The organism is Enterococcus sp. 5B3_DIV0040 (genome assembly GCF_002140755.1).
Taxonomy (GTDB): domain Bacteria; phylum Bacillota; class Bacilli; order Lactobacillales; family Enterococcaceae; genus Enterococcus_D; species Enterococcus_D casseliflavus.
Genome location: NZ_NGLC01000001.1, coordinates 1,216,014 through 1,230,815 on the forward strand (window position 1 = coordinate 1,216,014; position 14,802 = coordinate 1,230,815).

The window sequence follows — 14,802 nt, forward strand, 5'->3', positions numbered from 1 at the left end:
AGTTGAAGAAGGGAAGAATAGAAAATGGCATTTCAATTTAAATTACCGGATATCGGTGAAGGAATTGCAGAAGGCGAAATCGTAAAATGGTTCGTCAAAGCAGGGGATACCATCAATGAAGATGATACCTTACTAGAAGTTCAAAATGATAAATCAGTGGAAGAAATTCCATCTCCAGTAACAGGAACAGTGAAAAACATCGTTGTCCCTGAAGGTACAGTCGCAAACGTTGGAGATGTCCTTGTTGAGATCGATGCACCAGGACATGAAGACAACGAAGGCGATGCAGGTGTAGCAGCAGAGTCTCAAACACCAGCAAAACCAGCAGCAGAACCTACAACGGAAACGGCTGAAGCATCAGCTGGTTCTTCTGAAGGCGCAGGCGTTTTCCAATTCAAATTACCGGATATCGGTGAAGGAATTGCAGAAGGCGAAATCGTAAAATGGTTCGTTAAAGCAGGAGATACCATCAATGAAGACGATACGTTGCTTGAAGTTCAAAACGACAAATCAGTCGAAGAAATCCCATCTCCAGTAACAGGAACAGTGAAAAACATCGTTGTTGCTGAAGGAACAGTTGCAAATGTTGGTGATGTTTTAGTTGAAATCGACGCACCTGGTCACAACAGTGCGCCTGCTTCATCAAGCGCACCTGCAGAAGCACCAAAAGAAAAAGTGGAAACTTCTGGTTCAGCAAGTGTTGTTGAAGCAGCAGATCCTAACAAACGTGTCTTGGCTATGCCTTCTGTCCGTCAATTCGCTCGCGAAAAAGATGTGGATATTTCCCAAGTATCAGCAACAGGTAAAGGCGGACGTGTAACAAAAGAAGACATCGAAAACTTCCTATCAGGTGGCGGACAAGCTGCAAAAGCTGAAACTCAAGCTCCTGCGAAAGAAGAAACAAAAGCTGCAGCAACTGAAAGCAAACCAGCAGCTCCAGCAAAAGCCTTCAAATCAAACTTAGGTGATTTAGAAGAACGTGTTGCCTTAACACCTACACGTAAAGCAATCGCTAAAGCGATGGTAAACAGCAAACAAACAGCACCTCATGTAACCTTGCATGATGAAGTTGAAGTAACAAACCTATGGGATAATCGTAAGAAATTCAAAGAAGTTGCTGCTGCAAACGGCACAAAACTTACTTTCTTACCATATGTTGTGAAAGCATTGACTGCAACAGTGAAAAAATTCCCTATCTTGAATGCGTCGATCGATGATGCAAAACAAGAGATCGTATACAAAAACTATTACAACATCGGTATCGCAACAGATACTGACCATGGGTTGTATGTACCAAACGTAAAAGATGCAGATCGTAAAGGCATGTTTGCTATCGCTGATGAAATCAACGAAAAAGCAAAACTTGCTCATGACGGCAAATTGGCTGCAGATGATATGCGTAATGGTACCATCACAATCAGTAACATCGGTTCAGTTGGTGGCGGCTGGTTCACTCCAGTAATCAACTACCCTGAAGTAGCTATTTTGGGTGTAGGTACAATCGCGCAACAACCAATCGTAAACGCTGAAGGCGAAATCGTTGTCGGACGTGTGATGAAACTTTCATTAAGCTTCGACCACCGTATCGTTGATGGCGCAACAGCGCAACAAGCAATGAATAATATCAAACGTCTATTAGCTGATCCAGAGCTATTAATGATGGAAGGATGATTAACAAATGGTAGTTGGAGATTTTGCTGTTGAATTAGATACAGTTGTAATCGGTGCGGGACCTGGCGGCTATGTAGCTGCCATCCGCGCTGCTGAAATGGGACAAAAAGTAGCAATCATTGAAAGAGAATACATCGGCGGCGTTTGTTTGAACGTTGGTTGTATCCCTTCAAAAGCCTTGATCGCTGCAGGTCATCATTATCAAGAATCTTTGGATTCAACAATGTTTGGTGTAACAAGTGAAAATGTTTCCCTTGATTTTACCAAAACACAAGAATGGAAAGACAACAAAGTCGTTAAAACGTTAACTTCAGGTGTTGGTTTCCTATTGAAAAAACACAAAGTAGAAACGATTGAAGGAGAAGCTTTCTTCGTTGATGATCACACATTGCGTGTCATCCACCCAGATTCAGCACAAACATACTCTTTCAACAATGCAATCATCGCAACAGGTTCTCGCCCAATTGAAATCCCTGGTTTCAAATTCGGCGGACGTGTTCTTGATTCAACTGGCGGATTGGCATTAAAAGAAGTTCCTAAAAAATTCGTTGTTATCGGTGGCGGTGTCATCGGTTCTGAACTAGGTGCAGCTTATGCAAACCTAGGGGCAGAAGTAACGATCCTTGAAGGCTCTCCTCAAATCTTGCCAACCTATGAAAAAGACATGGTCAAATTGGTTGAAGAAGACTTTGCGAAAAAAGGTGTAACAGTCGTTACGAACGCAATGGCGAAAGAAGCAATTGACAATGGCGATAGCGTAACTGTCAAATATGCCGTAGATGGTAAAGAAGAATCAGTTACTGCTGATTACGTGATGGTTACTGTTGGTCGTCGTCCAAATACTGATGACATGGGCTTAGAACAAGCAGGTGTTGAAGTAGGCGAACGCGGATTGATCACGGTTGACAAACAAGGCCGTACCAACGTATCAAACATCTACGCAATTGGTGATATTGTACCTGGTGCTGCATTAGCACATAAAGCCAGCTACGAAGCAAAAATCGCTGCTGAAGCAATCTCTGGTAAAAAAGTTGCCGTTGATTACAAAGCAATGCCAGCAGTTGCCTTTACTGATCCAGAATTGGCTTCTGTCGGTATGACGATCAAAGATGCCAAAGATGCTGGAATTGAAGCAAAAGCATTCAAATTCCCATTCTCAGGTAACGGTCGTGCGTTATCTCTAGGAAAAACTGAAGGATTCATCCGCTTAGTAACAACGGTTGAAGACAATGTGATCATCGGTGCGCAAATTGCTGGTCTAGGAGCAAGCGATATGGTTTCAGAACTTGCTCTTGCTATTGAATCTGGCATGAACGCAGAAGATATCGCGTTAACGATCCATCCACATCCATCTCTAGGTGAGATCACAATGGATGCTGCTGAGTTAGCTCTAGGATTACCAATCCACATTTAAGCTTTGTGAAACTCGTTCATCATTTGGTGAACGAGTTTTTTTATCACCAGAAATAAAGCGATCCTATGCTATTGACAGAATCTTCTGGAAATGATACGATGCTCTTAATATTTCAACCGTTGATGAGGAAAGTAAATTGATTTGGCAAGCCTAGAGAGTCTTCGTAAGGTGCAAGAAGAACTTGTAGGATCAATCGAAAATGGCCTCTAAGGTGATCTTCTGAACTTGTACGAAAGATAAGGAGATCCGGGTGCGCCCGCTATCGCGTCAGAGTATAACGACGTTTATTTGTCGCGTACTTGCTGAGAAGCATGCTGGAAAGTCTGCTTGAATAAAGGTGGTAACACGTAAACACGTCCTTTGATATCTCGATATCAGAGGGCTTTTTTATTTGCATTATTAAGGAGGAATAGTATGACAGAAAGATTTGAGACGATTCAATTACACGGAGGACAAATACCAGATCCTACCACAGGAAGTCGCGCCGTACCCATTTATCAAACCACATCCTATGTGTTTGATGATGCTGACCAAGCGGCAGCGAGATTTAGTCTTAGTGAGAGCGGCAATATCTATACCCGTATTACCAATCCGACGACCGCGGTTCTAGAAGAGCGATTAGCCCTATTAGAAGGTGGTATCGGTGCGTTAGCTACGGCTTCTGGCTCAGCGGCGATCACCTATGCAATTTTAAATCTCGCGCAAGCAGGAGATCATATCGTTTCTGCTGCTTCAATTTATGGCGGTACCTATAATTTGTTCGCCCATACATTGCCAGATTTTGGCATCACCACAAGCTTTGTCGATAGTGAAGATCTACCAGCACTAAAAGCAGCCATCCAAGAAAATACCAAAGCAGTTTTTCTAGAGTCTTTAGGCAATCCAGATATTGATATTGCCGACTTTAAAAAGATTGCAGCGATTGCTCATGAAGCCGGGATTCCCCTCATCATTGACAACACCTTTGCGACTCCCTATCTGTTTCGAGGGTTTGAGCACGGGGCGGACATCATCGTTTATTCCACGACAAAATACCTCGGTGGTCACGGGGCTGCTTTAGGAGGGGCTATTATTGATAGTGGCAACTTTGATTGGACAAACGGCAAATTTCCCAAGCTGGTCGATCCCGATCATAGTTACCATGGAATCTCATGGATAGAAGCCGCTGGTAACGCTGCCTATATCACTCGGGCCCGAACGATTCTTTTACGGGATACAGGTGCTGCGATTTCTCCCTTCAATTCATGGGTGTTGCTTTTAGGCATCGAGACCCTCTCGTTGCGGATGGAACGTCATGTAGAAAATGCGCAACAAGTTGCTGAATTTTTAGCCAAGCACCCGGAAGTTTCTTGGGTTCATTTCCCAACTCTGCCGGACAGTCCTTATTTTAAGCGGGCGCAGGAGTATTTCCCCAAAGGGACCAGTTCGGTCTTTTCCTTCGGATTAAAGGGTGGGGCAGAAGCAAGCAAAACCTTTTGTGGCGCAACTAAGCTCTTCTCGCTACTGGCGAACGTTGGCGATGCAAAGTCCTTGATCATCCATCCAGCTTCGACGACCCATTCTCAGCTTAGCGTAGAAGAACTTGCAGCAGCCAAAATTCGTCCAGAGACGATTCGCTTATCCATTGGATTGGAAAACATCGACGATCTATTGGAAGATCTCACGCAAGCCTTCCAACAGCTCTAAATAGTTGAAGCAGTAGGAAAAGCGCAGGATACTATGCTGCGCTTTTTTGTTGTGGGTTAGTGTTTCAAATAAAACTGCGGTTTCTGTTGATAGAAGGATAGTAAATCCATCGGTTCTATGCTATATTTAGTTGCTAAGGAATATGGATAAGGTGGGGGATGTATGCGTAATCATGCAAGTGACAAGAGGATTCGGTTTTACTACACAAGTTTGCAATTTCTTTATTGGATGATGTTTTGCTCAATCTATGGCTTTGCGACACTCTTTTTGATTTATTTCAAGGTCGATCCAGCAAAAATTGGCGGTATTTTAGCCCTAGTCAATATTGCGTCTACGATTTTGCAGCCCTTCATCAGTCAAGTCATTATCAAAAAAAGCAAAGTACCACTGATCGTTGTCTTGAAAACGATGACAATCGGCGTGGTCGCGGTGCTCTTAGCAGGTGTGATGGTCCCTGGATTATCAATACTGACCTATGTTTTAGGAGGGATTTTGCTCGTTTCCATGCAGTCCTTTCTCAACGCCTTGGCGTTTGAATACACAAATAGCGGCAACAAAATCAATTTTGGCTTTTCCCGTGCCGGTGGGTCACTAGGATTTGCGGGTACCTCCTTTTTACTGGGGCAGCTCTTAGAGGAGTTTTCGGCAGCCCTTTTGCCAATGATCGCTATCGGGCAAGCCGTTTTGTTTCTCATTATTTTGCTTTTGCTGCCAGCGATCAAGAAGCCAGAAATGCCCGTGATGCATACAGAACAAAGTCATTCAGGTGCCTTTTTGAAAAAATATCCTTTTTTACTCTTTCTCTTTGTCGGATTTAGCTTTCTCTTCAGCTTCCACACGATGATCAACAGTTTTTTGGCACAAATTTTTGCCGATATTGGCGGTGGCAGTAAGGAAGTTGGCATCGCCCTGATGATTGCGGCGTTATGCGAATTGCCGGGCATGATTTTCTTTGAACAGTTAGTGAGGATACGGTCTAGCCGTTTTTGGCTGTTGCTGTCCAGTGTTGCCTTTGCCATTCGTGGAGTGCTGATGCTGTTGATCAGCTCCATCATCCTGATGGAAATGAGCCATTTGATGCAAGGGGTTAGTTTTGCCTTGTTTATTCCTGCTTCTGCTTATTTGTTCAACCATAGTTTGGCAGATGAAGACCGGGTTTTTGGACAAACGATTATCATTATCGCTACCACGATCGGTGGCGTGATCGGCAACCTTTTAGGGGGGATGCTGATCCAAAGCTTTGGTGTCTGGGAAATGCTTTTGATTGGGACTGGGTTTGCCGTTTTGGGTGCTACATTGACCTTTATCGGTGTGAAAAAAATCCCTAAAAGCAACAAAAAATTAGCGATCATAAGCGAATGATCGATAGGTAGAAAAAAGAGTTGCGGCCGTATTTCCTTCGGTCGCAACTCTTTTGAATCTGATCAATGGGTACTATTTCTTTTCTAAAACAGCAATAAATTCCCGCATATAGTCTGGTAGATCTGGGGGACGGCGGCTGGAAACGATATGTCCATCCGTAACCACAGGTGTATCGACCCATGTGGCTCCAGCATTTGTCATATCATCTTTGATGCCTGGTGTACTGGTAACCGTCTTGCCTTGCAGGATATTCGCAGAAATCAAGACCCAGCCTGCATGACAGATTTGTCCAATGATTTTTTGGTCTTTGTCCATCGTTCGCACGAAAGAGATGACCTCTGGGAAACGCCGTAATTTATCAGGTGCCCAACCACCCGGAACTAAGATGGCATCGTAGTCATCGGCGTGAATATCAGAAAAAGCATAGGCTGATTCTGCGGGTACACCATATTTGCCAATATACGTTTTATGCGCTTCTTCACCGACTAAATCGACTTGTGCGCCTTCTTCCCGTAACCGATGGACCGGATACCAAAGTTCTAAATCTTCGAAATCATTGTCGACTAAGGCAATGATTTTTTTGTTTTCTAAACGCAAGAGAATTCCTCCTTTTTCTTGTTATTCTTACTGTAACATCATGCCAAGGGAAACACCAAAAGTATGCTTCCTGAAAAATGCCAAGAAGCTATTCTGAGAATGGTCGTTCAGAGAAATGATATTGATGTAAGCGTTGTAATCATTAGGGGAGTAAGCGATAATAAAAGAAAGCCAAAGGAGGCGAAGATATGGAAGCATTCGAAAAAGCACGAAAATTTATTTACAAAAACGCGCGCCCTTTAGACCTTGCTCGTTGGCAGTACCATTTTGAAAATGGATCTCGCGAGGCTGTATTACAGGCGTTACAAGTCTACCAAAATGAAGATGGTGGTTATGGGCATGGTTTGGAACCTGATTATTGGAATCCCAATAGTACACCGATTGCAGTGTGGGAGGCATGTCGAATTTTACGAGAGCTTGAATGCCTTCATTCGTCAAATCCACAAGTCCAAGGGATTCTAAGGTATTTAGCTAGTGGAAACGAATTTTCTGAAGGGAAATGGCTCAACCAAGTGCCGTCAACGGTATCCTATCCGCATGCGATTTGGTGGGAGAGTCCTGTGGGCGTGCCAGCAGACAACCCAACGGTCAGTCTAGCTGGTACGATCTTAAGAACAGGCGAAACGACCCTCTATCAAAAAGCACAAGAAATCGCCGAAACAGCAGTTGCAAGTTTCCTTAAGGAGCCAACCAGTGAAATGCACACATTAGTCGTCTATCTAGAATTATTACAAGACTGTGAAGAAATCCAGTATCAGCCTGTTTTAGCAAATGACCGCTTTCGCGAGATCTTATTCCAGCAAATTCGCCATACTGTCTCAAACGAGCCAGAAGAGTGGTTCACGTCTTATGTCAGCAAACCTTCAAATTTTTTCTTTACAAGAGAGCAGCTGCTTGGGATTTTTAGTGAAGAAATATGTAAAAAAGAAGCCGAAGAAATTTTAGAACACCAACAAGCAGACGGATCATTTGTCATTCCATGGCAATGGGGAACAGATTACCCAGAGTTTTTCATTAGTAAACAGTGGTGGAAATCAATTGCTATCATTAAAAATTTTTTGTTTTTGCGGGCTTTTCTAGACGAACCTTTTTGAAATCGGTCATCTTTTAATCAGCGATCTCGTTGAAAGAACAAAGGAATTTCCTTCTTATTTGAGATTCATGGAGTTCAGCTTCTAGAAATCCAAATAGTTTGTAAACCAGAGGTACATTCATTGCCAGAATGTACCTTTTTTGCAGCGGAGGCTCTGACCTATTTTCAATTTTGTGGTACACTGAATAAGATGAATAGGAGTGGTAATATGCGGGATTATCAATATCCTCTGGACTTAGATTGGTCGACGGATGAAATGGTCGTCGTCATGAAGATGTGGGAACGGTTAGAACAAGCCTATGAAAAAGGCCTTCCTAGCAGCACGTTTCTTGAGGCGTATCAAGCCTTTAAGAAAGTCGTTCCCAGCATTGGCGAGGAACGCCGTTTAGGTAGAGAATTTGAAGAACTATCAGGCTATTCGTTATACCATGCCGTGCAGGCAGCGAAAAAGACTGAGGGAAAACTAAAAATGAAAGGGTAGATCAACGAATGCATGAAATCGTTAATGAAGTTCGCCAGTGGATAATCGCTGCAGGCGAAAGGATCAAAGGCAATTTAAATAAAGAAGACTTGGTGGTCGAGACAAAATCAGGACGGAAAGACTTAGTGACAGAATTGGATAAAGCCACGCAAGATTTTCTGATTGGTAAGATCCAATCCTATGATCCGGATGCCAAAATTTTAGGTGAAGAAAACGGACTGGACACACTTGCCGACATGAGTGGACGGGTCTTCATCATTGATCCGATCGATGGAACCATGAATTTCGTGTTGGAAAAAGAAAACTTTTGTATCATGATCGCGATCTACGAAGAGGGCAAAGGGCGCTTTGGCTTTGTCTATAATGTCATGAAAGATGAATTCTTATGGGGGGGTCCAGAGATTGGTGTTTATAACAATGGCAAGAAGATCGAACCGCCGAAAGATATTGCCTTATCCGAGGGTCTCGTTGGCTTGAATTCACCCATGTTGATCCATAACCGCCACCACGAAACTGAAGTCAGTGACAAAGCATTAGGCATTCGTATGACTGGATGTGCTGGGGTAGAGTTGATCGCCCTCGCTAAAGGACAAAGAGCAGGCTATCTTTCTCATCTTGCGCCATGGGATTATGCGCCAGGGGGTGTTTTGTTAGAAACCCTTGGATTAAAAATGGCAAACATCAAAGGAGAGCCACTATCCCTGAATGGACGGGAATTGTTTGTCGGCGGTACACCGAAAGCTTTTGAAGAATTATTGGCGATCGTTAATCAATAAGAAAAAAACCAGATATTTTATTAATATCTGGTTTTTTCTGTAAAAATGAAAACTTTGCACTATATTTCAGAAAGAAATTCTGGTATAATGGCTTGTCGAGTGCAATGTCACCAAAAAAGGAGTTTATAAATTGAATATTAGAAATGATATCCGCAACGTCGCAATTATTGCCCACGTTGACCACGGAAAAACTACATTAGTTGATGAATTATTGAAACAATCCCAAACGTTAGATAGCCATACCCAATTACAAGAACGGGCGATGGATTCAAATGCGATCGAAAAAGAACGAGGCATCACGATCTTAGCGAAAAATACAGCGGTTGAATACAACGGTACAAAAATCAATATCATGGATACCCCAGGACACGCGGACTTCGGTGGTGAAGTAGAGCGGATCATGAAAATGGTCGATGGTGTTGTTTTGGTTGTTGATGCTTATGAAGGAACGATGCCTCAAACACGTTTCGTATTGAAAAAAGCGTTGGAACAACACTTAGTGCCAATCGTAGTTGTCAACAAAATCGACAAACCATCTGCTCGTCCTGAGCATGTTGTCGATGAAGTCTTAGAACTATTTATCGAATTAGGTGCCGACGATGACCAATTGGACTTCCCAGTGATCTACGCTTCTGCGATTAACGGAACTTCAAGTGAATCAGATGATCCTGCTGATCAACAAAAAACGATGGCACCATTGTTTGATACGATCATCGAACATATTCCAGCGCCAATCGACAACAGCGACGAACCATTGCAATTCCAAGTATCATTGCTTGATTACAATGACTACGTTGGACGTATCGGTATTGGCCGTGTCTTCCGCGGATCAATCAAAGTCGGCGACCAAGTTGCATTGATGAAATTAAACGGAGAAGTTAAAAAATTCCGTGTGACGAAACTTTTCGGTTTCTTCGGTTTGAAACGTTTAGAAATCCAAGAAGCCAAAGCCGGTGATTTGATTGCCGTTTCTGGGATGGAAGATATCTTCGTTGGTGAAACTGTTACACCAATCGATCATCAAGATTCATTACCTGTTTTACACATTGATGAACCAACTTTGCAAATGACCTTTATCGTGAACAATTCACCATTTGCGGGTCGCGAAGGAAAATTCGTAACCGCTCGTAAAATTGAAGAACGCTTAATGGCGCAATTGCAAACAGACGTTTCATTGCGTGTGGATCCAATCGGACCTGATTCATGGATCGTTTCTGGACGTGGCGAACTTCATTTGTCAATTTTGATCGAAAATATGCGTCGTGAAGGCTTTGAATTGCAAGTTTCTCGTCCAGAAGTTATCGAACGCGAAATCGATGGCGTGAAATGCGAACCATTTGAACGGGTGCAAATCGATACCCCAGAAGAATACATGGGATCAGTAATCGAATCATTGGGAATGCGTAAAGCAGAAATGCAAGATATGATCAATACAGGGAATGGACAAGTACGGATCATTTTCTTGGCACCAGCTCGTGGCTTGATCGGTTACACGACAGAATTCCTATCAATGACTCGCGGCTACGGCATCATGCACCACACCTTCGATCAATATTTGCCAATGATCCAAGGACAAATTGGTGGCCGTCATCAAGGCGCACTTGTATCGATCGATACAGGAAAAGCAACGACTTACTCGATCATGAGTATTGAAGAACGTGGAACGGTCTTCGTTGAACCAGGTACCGAAGTGTACGAAGGAATGATCATTGGTGAAAACTCTCGTGACAAAGACTTAACGGTCAATATCACGAAAGCAAAACAAATGACCAACGTCCGTTCTGCAAACAAAGACCAAACCTCAGTTATCAAGAAACCTCGTATTCTTTCTTTGGAAGAATCACTGGAATTCTTGAATGATGATGAATACTGTGAAGTAACACCAGAAAGCATTCGTTTAAGAAAACAAATCTTGAACAAGAGCGAACGGGAAAAATCACAGAAAAAGAAAAATAACTGATAACTAAAACAGTGATCAAAAGTTTTAAACACTTCTGATCTGTTCGATTTTCCGAAGGATGGAAAAGGGATTGCTCCTGTGTTGCAGCGGCTCTTCGCCGCAGGACCCAGAAAAAGCAATCAGCCGATTTCCCTCCTTCGGTTCTTTTTTGCTCGAAGTCAAGTTGAACCGTTAGAATAAGCACCGCTTGCAATTTCGGCCATTCCTTTTTAAAATGAAGAAAGCAAGCACAAAGGAGAAATCTATGAAAAATTATCCTGTTAAAAAGAATCAGGAACTTGAAGTTGATATTTTGGATCTTTCCCATGAAGGAAATGGGATCGCCAAAGTCGATGGGTACTTATTATTTATTGAAAACACCCTGCCAAATGAACGTGCCTTAGTCAAAGTGTTGAAAGTCGGCAACAAATTTGGTTTTGCCAAAGTGATGAAATTGTTGCAAGCAAGTCCTGATCGGCAAGAATTGCCGAATGAAGCATTGTTGCGCACCGGTATCGCTCCATTGAGTCATTTGAGCTATGACAAACAATTAGCCTTCAAACAGCAGCAAGTAGAGAATGTTTTGGCTAAAATCGCCAAATTGCCTGAAATCACAGTCAATGCGCCAATCGGAATGGAAAAACCATTTGGTTACCGCAACAAAGCGCAAATCCCTGTGCAAAAAATCCATGGGGAATTAACGACTGGATTTTACCGCAAAAACAGCCATACTCTGGTACCGATCGAAGACTTTTATATTCAAGATCCAAACATCGATCAAGCAATCATCAAAGTCAGAGATATTTTGCAGCGGTTCAATGTCAAAGCCTACAATGAAGAAGCCCATGAAGGGTTCTTACGCCACATTGTCGTTCGTCGTGGGCATCACTCAGGTGAAATGATGGTCGTATTAGTGACACGTAAACCGAAATTCTTCAAAGGAGAAGAAATCGCGGAAGTGATCCACGAAGAGATTCCAGAAGTTGTTTCTGTCATTCAAAACATCAATGAAGAAAAAACCAATGTGATCATGGGGGAATTCGAGCGTGTGTTGTATGGCAAGTCATCGATCGATGATCAATTATTAGGTAAAACCTTCCAAATCTCAGCGAAATCTTTCTACCAAGTCAACACAGCGCAAACAGAAGTCTTGTATCAAACCGCCTTCGAGATGGCGCAACTGTCTGAAAATGATGTCGTTGTGGATGCTTATGCAGGAATCGGAACGATCGGGATTAGTTTGGCTGATCGCGTGAAAGAAGTGTTAGGGATGGAAGTCATTCCTGAAGCAGTGAACGATGCCAAAGCCAATGCCAAAAGAAATGGTGTCGAAAACGTGCATTACTTTATCGGTAAAGCCGAAAAAATCATGCCGCAATGGCTACGCGAAGGCATTCAACCGACAGTCGTCTTCGTTGATCCACCTCGCAAAGGTTTAGATGCTAGCTTTATCGAAACGACTGCTGCGGTTAAACCAGAGCGCATCGTTTACATTTCCTGCAATCCAGCAACCTTGGCTCGTGACCTCGCGTTGTTTGCGGAAGAAGGGTATGTGACAAAAGAAGTTCAACCTGTAGATTTGTTCCCACAAACGACCCATGTGGAGTGTGTCGTGTTGTTAGAACGTGGTTAAGAAACAACAAGTTTTTTTCAGCAATTTTGATTTTGAATTCTTTTTATGGTAAATGTCATAAAATCTTACGATAGCAAAGTTACTAGAGAAAGCAAGTCAATTGAGAAATAAGCAACTAAAACCCATCTGTCTATCTAGTTACGTCGATTGTGACGTTTAGAATGGATGAAATATAAAACCAGAAACTGGAACTGAAAGATACTCTTTCTGTGCCAGTTTTTTTGTTCTTTCTCACTATTGATGAGCGGGGAAAAAATCAATGTAAAAAGCAGTGAAGCTTCAAATATGCAGAGATCCAAATCCTTTAACAAAATGGTTTGTCGGCAATTTATAGTTAATGTGTATAAAAATATGGCGTGTGGTGATTAGAAAGTATTATAATAAACGTAGTGAATAGAAAATTTTTGTTAGGAGGGATTACACATGGCAACGATTCGTGCATTTTCACACAAAGAGATTACACCGCAGAATACGCATTTGTCGAGTTTTAAAGTGTTGATAGAGTCAGCTTTTTATGGGAACAATGTCACTTGGATTCATGATCTAGCCACGGCCTATTGCTTAGCAAAAGAATCTTCTGGTGCTATTCTTACGGATATGCCGGTCACACACACCAAGGAGTTAGGACTACCAGAGGATGCTAAAGTCATCGTGTTTAATGACGGAAAAGTTGTTGGACGGACAGCGGCAGCTCGACGCATCATCGGACATCCCGGGATTGATCGAAAATTGTATGAAGGGATTTTAAGAGATGCTTTATTTCAAGGGACACGTAAAAAATTCTATGGCGGTGAAGTTGTTGTAGGGTTAGACGAAGCGTTTATGGTCAAAGCACACCTGTTGCTACCAGAGTACTATGAAACCAATTTTTATTCTTATTTGTTGAATTTTCAAATGCTGACGAAATCATGGCAGGAAAGGTATCAACACTCCAAGAACTATCCAGAGACAGATATATTCTTGTACGCTGATCCGGACTGGACACATCCTGATTTTCCCTATGGGCTATCTCTCTTTGATCCTGAACACAATGTTGCGGCAGTCTTAGGCTTAAACTATTTTGGTGAATTGAAAAAAGCGACATTAACTTTGGCTTGGGCTACCGCGCATCGCAATGGCTTTGTGGCGTGTCATGGAGGAATGAAGCAATATCAGCTACCGAATCGAACATTTACGATGGCTGCTTTTGGTCTTTCAGGATCAGGAAAATCGACCATTACATTGGCAGAACATGATGGCAAATATGATATCAAGGTTCTGCATGACGATGCGTTTGTGATCAATCAAACAAACGGTGCGTCCACTGCTCTGGAGCCTTCTTATTTTGATAAAACGCAGGATTATCCATTAACCAATCCAAATGTCCGCTACTTTATCACCTGTCAAAATGTTGGGGTTACTTTAGACGAGGAAGGAAAGAAGGTGCTTGTGACCCAAGATATTCGTAACGGGAATGGTCGAACCGTCAAATCACGGTATGTCACACCTAACCGGGTGGATCATTTAGAGTCGCCGATCGATGCAGTATTTTGGATCATGAAAGATGACACGCTACCTCCTGTAGTAAAAATTGACGATCCGATTTTAGCCGCTGTTTTTGGTTTGACCTTAGCTACGAAGCGCACGACAGCTGAACATGTTGTCGAGACCACGGATATAGATAAACTGGTCATCGAGCCTTATGCCAATCCATTTAGAGTCTATCCTTTAAAAGAAGATTTTGCCCATTTCATGAACTTATTCAAAGAAAACCAAACGGCTTGTTATATTCTAAATACAGGCTTTTACAAAGACAAGAAGGTCACACCTGAAGTCACGCTGACATCGATTGAAAAAATTGTGGAAGGCGAGGCCAATTTTAAGAGGTTTGGTGAAATCACAGAAATGAGTTACCTGCCAGTAACAGGGTTCGAAGTCGATTTTCAAGATGCCTCCTATGTTGCTCATTTAAGAGAGCGGATGCAAGGACGGCTGGACTTTATTTTGGCTCAAGAAACAGAAAATGATGGCTATAATAAGTTGCCTAAAGAGGTAGCAAAGGCAATGGGAAATGTGATTTCTACATTAAATGAGCTTCCTGGCTAATCCCATTGAATCAAACTTCCGCAAGCGGCTTTTCTTCCTGAAACACTTATTTTGTTAGCCAGAAA

Annotated in this window: 11 protein-coding genes and 1 other annotated feature; of the genes, 10 read left to right on the forward strand and 1 reads right to left on the reverse strand. The window is 42.5% G+C overall.

All coding sequences use genetic code 11. The features are described from left to right. The first annotated feature begins 24 nt into the window (after positions 1-24). The 4 genes from A5883_RS05825 (at position 25) to A5883_RS05840 (ending at position 6,133) form a co-directional block, all read left to right on the forward strand. Positions 25-1,671 carry a dihydrolipoyllysine-residue acetyltransferase gene (locus A5883_RS05825; protein WP_005236379.1) on the forward strand — a complete coding sequence of 549 codons (1,647 nt, stop codon included), beginning with the start codon at positions 25-27 and terminating at the stop codon, positions 1,669-1,671. 7 nt (positions 1,672-1,678) lie between these two features. Then, positions 1,679-3,085 (forward strand): dihydrolipoyl dehydrogenase, encoded by a 1,407-nt coding sequence (lpdA, locus tag A5883_RS05830; RefSeq protein WP_005230052.1) that lies wholly within the window; start codon positions 1,679-1,681, stop codon positions 3,083-3,085. Between the two features lie 110 nt (positions 3,086-3,195). Continuing rightward, positions 3,196-3,449 (forward strand) — a binding site (T-box leader). Between the two features lie 50 nt (positions 3,450-3,499). Next, positions 3,500-4,771: an O-acetylhomoserine aminocarboxypropyltransferase/cysteine synthase family protein gene (locus A5883_RS05835; RefSeq protein WP_086338133.1), complete on the forward strand. Its 1,272-nt coding sequence runs from the start codon at positions 3,500-3,502 to the stop codon at positions 4,769-4,771. A 162-nt stretch (positions 4,772-4,933) separates the two neighbouring features. After that, positions 4,934-6,133: an MFS transporter gene (locus A5883_RS05840; protein WP_086338134.1), complete on the forward strand. Its 1,200-nt coding sequence runs from the start codon at positions 4,934-4,936 to the stop codon at positions 6,131-6,133. 72 nt (positions 6,134-6,205) lie between these two features. Here A5883_RS05840 and A5883_RS05845 read toward each other — a convergent pair whose 3' ends face one another. Then, the gene (locus tag A5883_RS05845) at positions 6,206-6,730 is read right to left on the reverse strand and encodes a type 1 glutamine amidotransferase domain-containing protein (protein WP_005236373.1); all 525 of its coding nucleotides are present in this window, start codon (positions 6,728-6,730) and stop codon (positions 6,206-6,208) included. A 188-nt stretch (positions 6,731-6,918) separates the two neighbouring features. Here A5883_RS05845 and A5883_RS05850 point away from each other — a divergent pair, with 188 nt between their 5' ends. From A5883_RS05850 to A5883_RS05880, 6 genes are all read left to right on the forward strand, one after another. Beyond that, entirely contained in the window at positions 6,919-7,824 is a 906-nt protein-coding gene (locus A5883_RS05850; protein ID WP_086338135.1) for a hypothetical protein, read from the forward strand. 207 nt (positions 7,825-8,031) lie between these two features. Further along, positions 8,032-8,304 (forward strand): UPF0223 family protein, encoded by a 273-nt coding sequence (locus tag A5883_RS05855; RefSeq protein ID WP_008381425.1) that lies wholly within the window; start codon positions 8,032-8,034, stop codon positions 8,302-8,304. An 8-nt stretch (positions 8,305-8,312) separates the two neighbouring features. Beyond that, complete coding sequence (locus A5883_RS05860) at positions 8,313-9,080, forward strand: inositol monophosphatase family protein (protein ID WP_086338136.1); 768 nt, start codon at positions 8,313-8,315, stop codon at positions 9,078-9,080. Positions 9,081-9,210: 130 nt separating this feature from the next. Continuing rightward, positions 9,211-11,040 carry a translational GTPase TypA gene (typA, locus tag A5883_RS05870; protein ID WP_005236363.1) on the forward strand — a complete coding sequence of 610 codons (1,830 nt, stop codon included), beginning with the start codon at positions 9,211-9,213 and terminating at the stop codon, positions 11,038-11,040. Positions 11,041-11,284: 244 nt separating this feature from the next. Next, a complete protein-coding gene (gene rlmD / locus A5883_RS05875) occupies positions 11,285-12,652 on the forward strand; it encodes a 23S rRNA (uracil(1939)-C(5))-methyltransferase RlmD (RefSeq protein WP_010749606.1) in 1,368 nt (455 codons plus the stop codon). Between the two features lie 423 nt (positions 12,653-13,075). Continuing rightward, on the forward strand, positions 13,076-14,737 hold the full coding sequence (locus tag A5883_RS05880; RefSeq protein WP_086338138.1) for a phosphoenolpyruvate carboxykinase (ATP): 1,662 nt from the start codon (positions 13,076-13,078) through the stop codon (positions 14,735-14,737). Positions 14,738-14,802 lie beyond the last annotated feature (65 nt).

Excerpts from the sequence above, each read along its gene's own strand:
- rlmD (WP_010749606.1), top strand. The coding sequence starts at position 11,285 with ATGAAAAATTATCCTGTTAAAAAGAATCAGGAACTTGAAGTTGATATT.
- A5883_RS05860 (WP_086338136.1), top strand. The coding sequence starts at position 8,313 with ATGCATGAAATCGTTAATGAAGTTCGCCAGTGGATAATCGCTGCAGGC.
- A5883_RS05835 (WP_086338133.1), top strand. The coding sequence starts at position 3,500 with ATGACAGAAAGATTTGAGACGATTCAATTACACGGAGGACAAATACCA.
- A5883_RS05850 (WP_086338135.1), top strand. The coding sequence starts at position 6,919 with ATGGAAGCATTCGAAAAAGCACGAAAATTTATTTACAAAAACGCGCGC.
- A5883_RS05840 (WP_086338134.1), top strand. The coding sequence starts at position 4,934 with ATGCGTAATCATGCAAGTGACAAGAGGATTCGGTTTTACTACACAAGT.
- A5883_RS05880 (WP_086338138.1), top strand. The coding sequence starts at position 13,076 with ATGGCAACGATTCGTGCATTTTCACACAAAGAGATTACACCGCAGAAT.
- A5883_RS05825 (WP_005236379.1), top strand. The coding sequence starts at position 25 with ATGGCATTTCAATTTAAATTACCGGATATCGGTGAAGGAATTGCAGAA.
- lpdA (WP_005230052.1), top strand. The coding sequence starts at position 1,679 with ATGGTAGTTGGAGATTTTGCTGTTGAATTAGATACAGTTGTAATCGGT.
- A5883_RS05855 (WP_008381425.1), top strand. The coding sequence starts at position 8,032 with ATGCGGGATTATCAATATCCTCTGGACTTAGATTGGTCGACGGATGAA.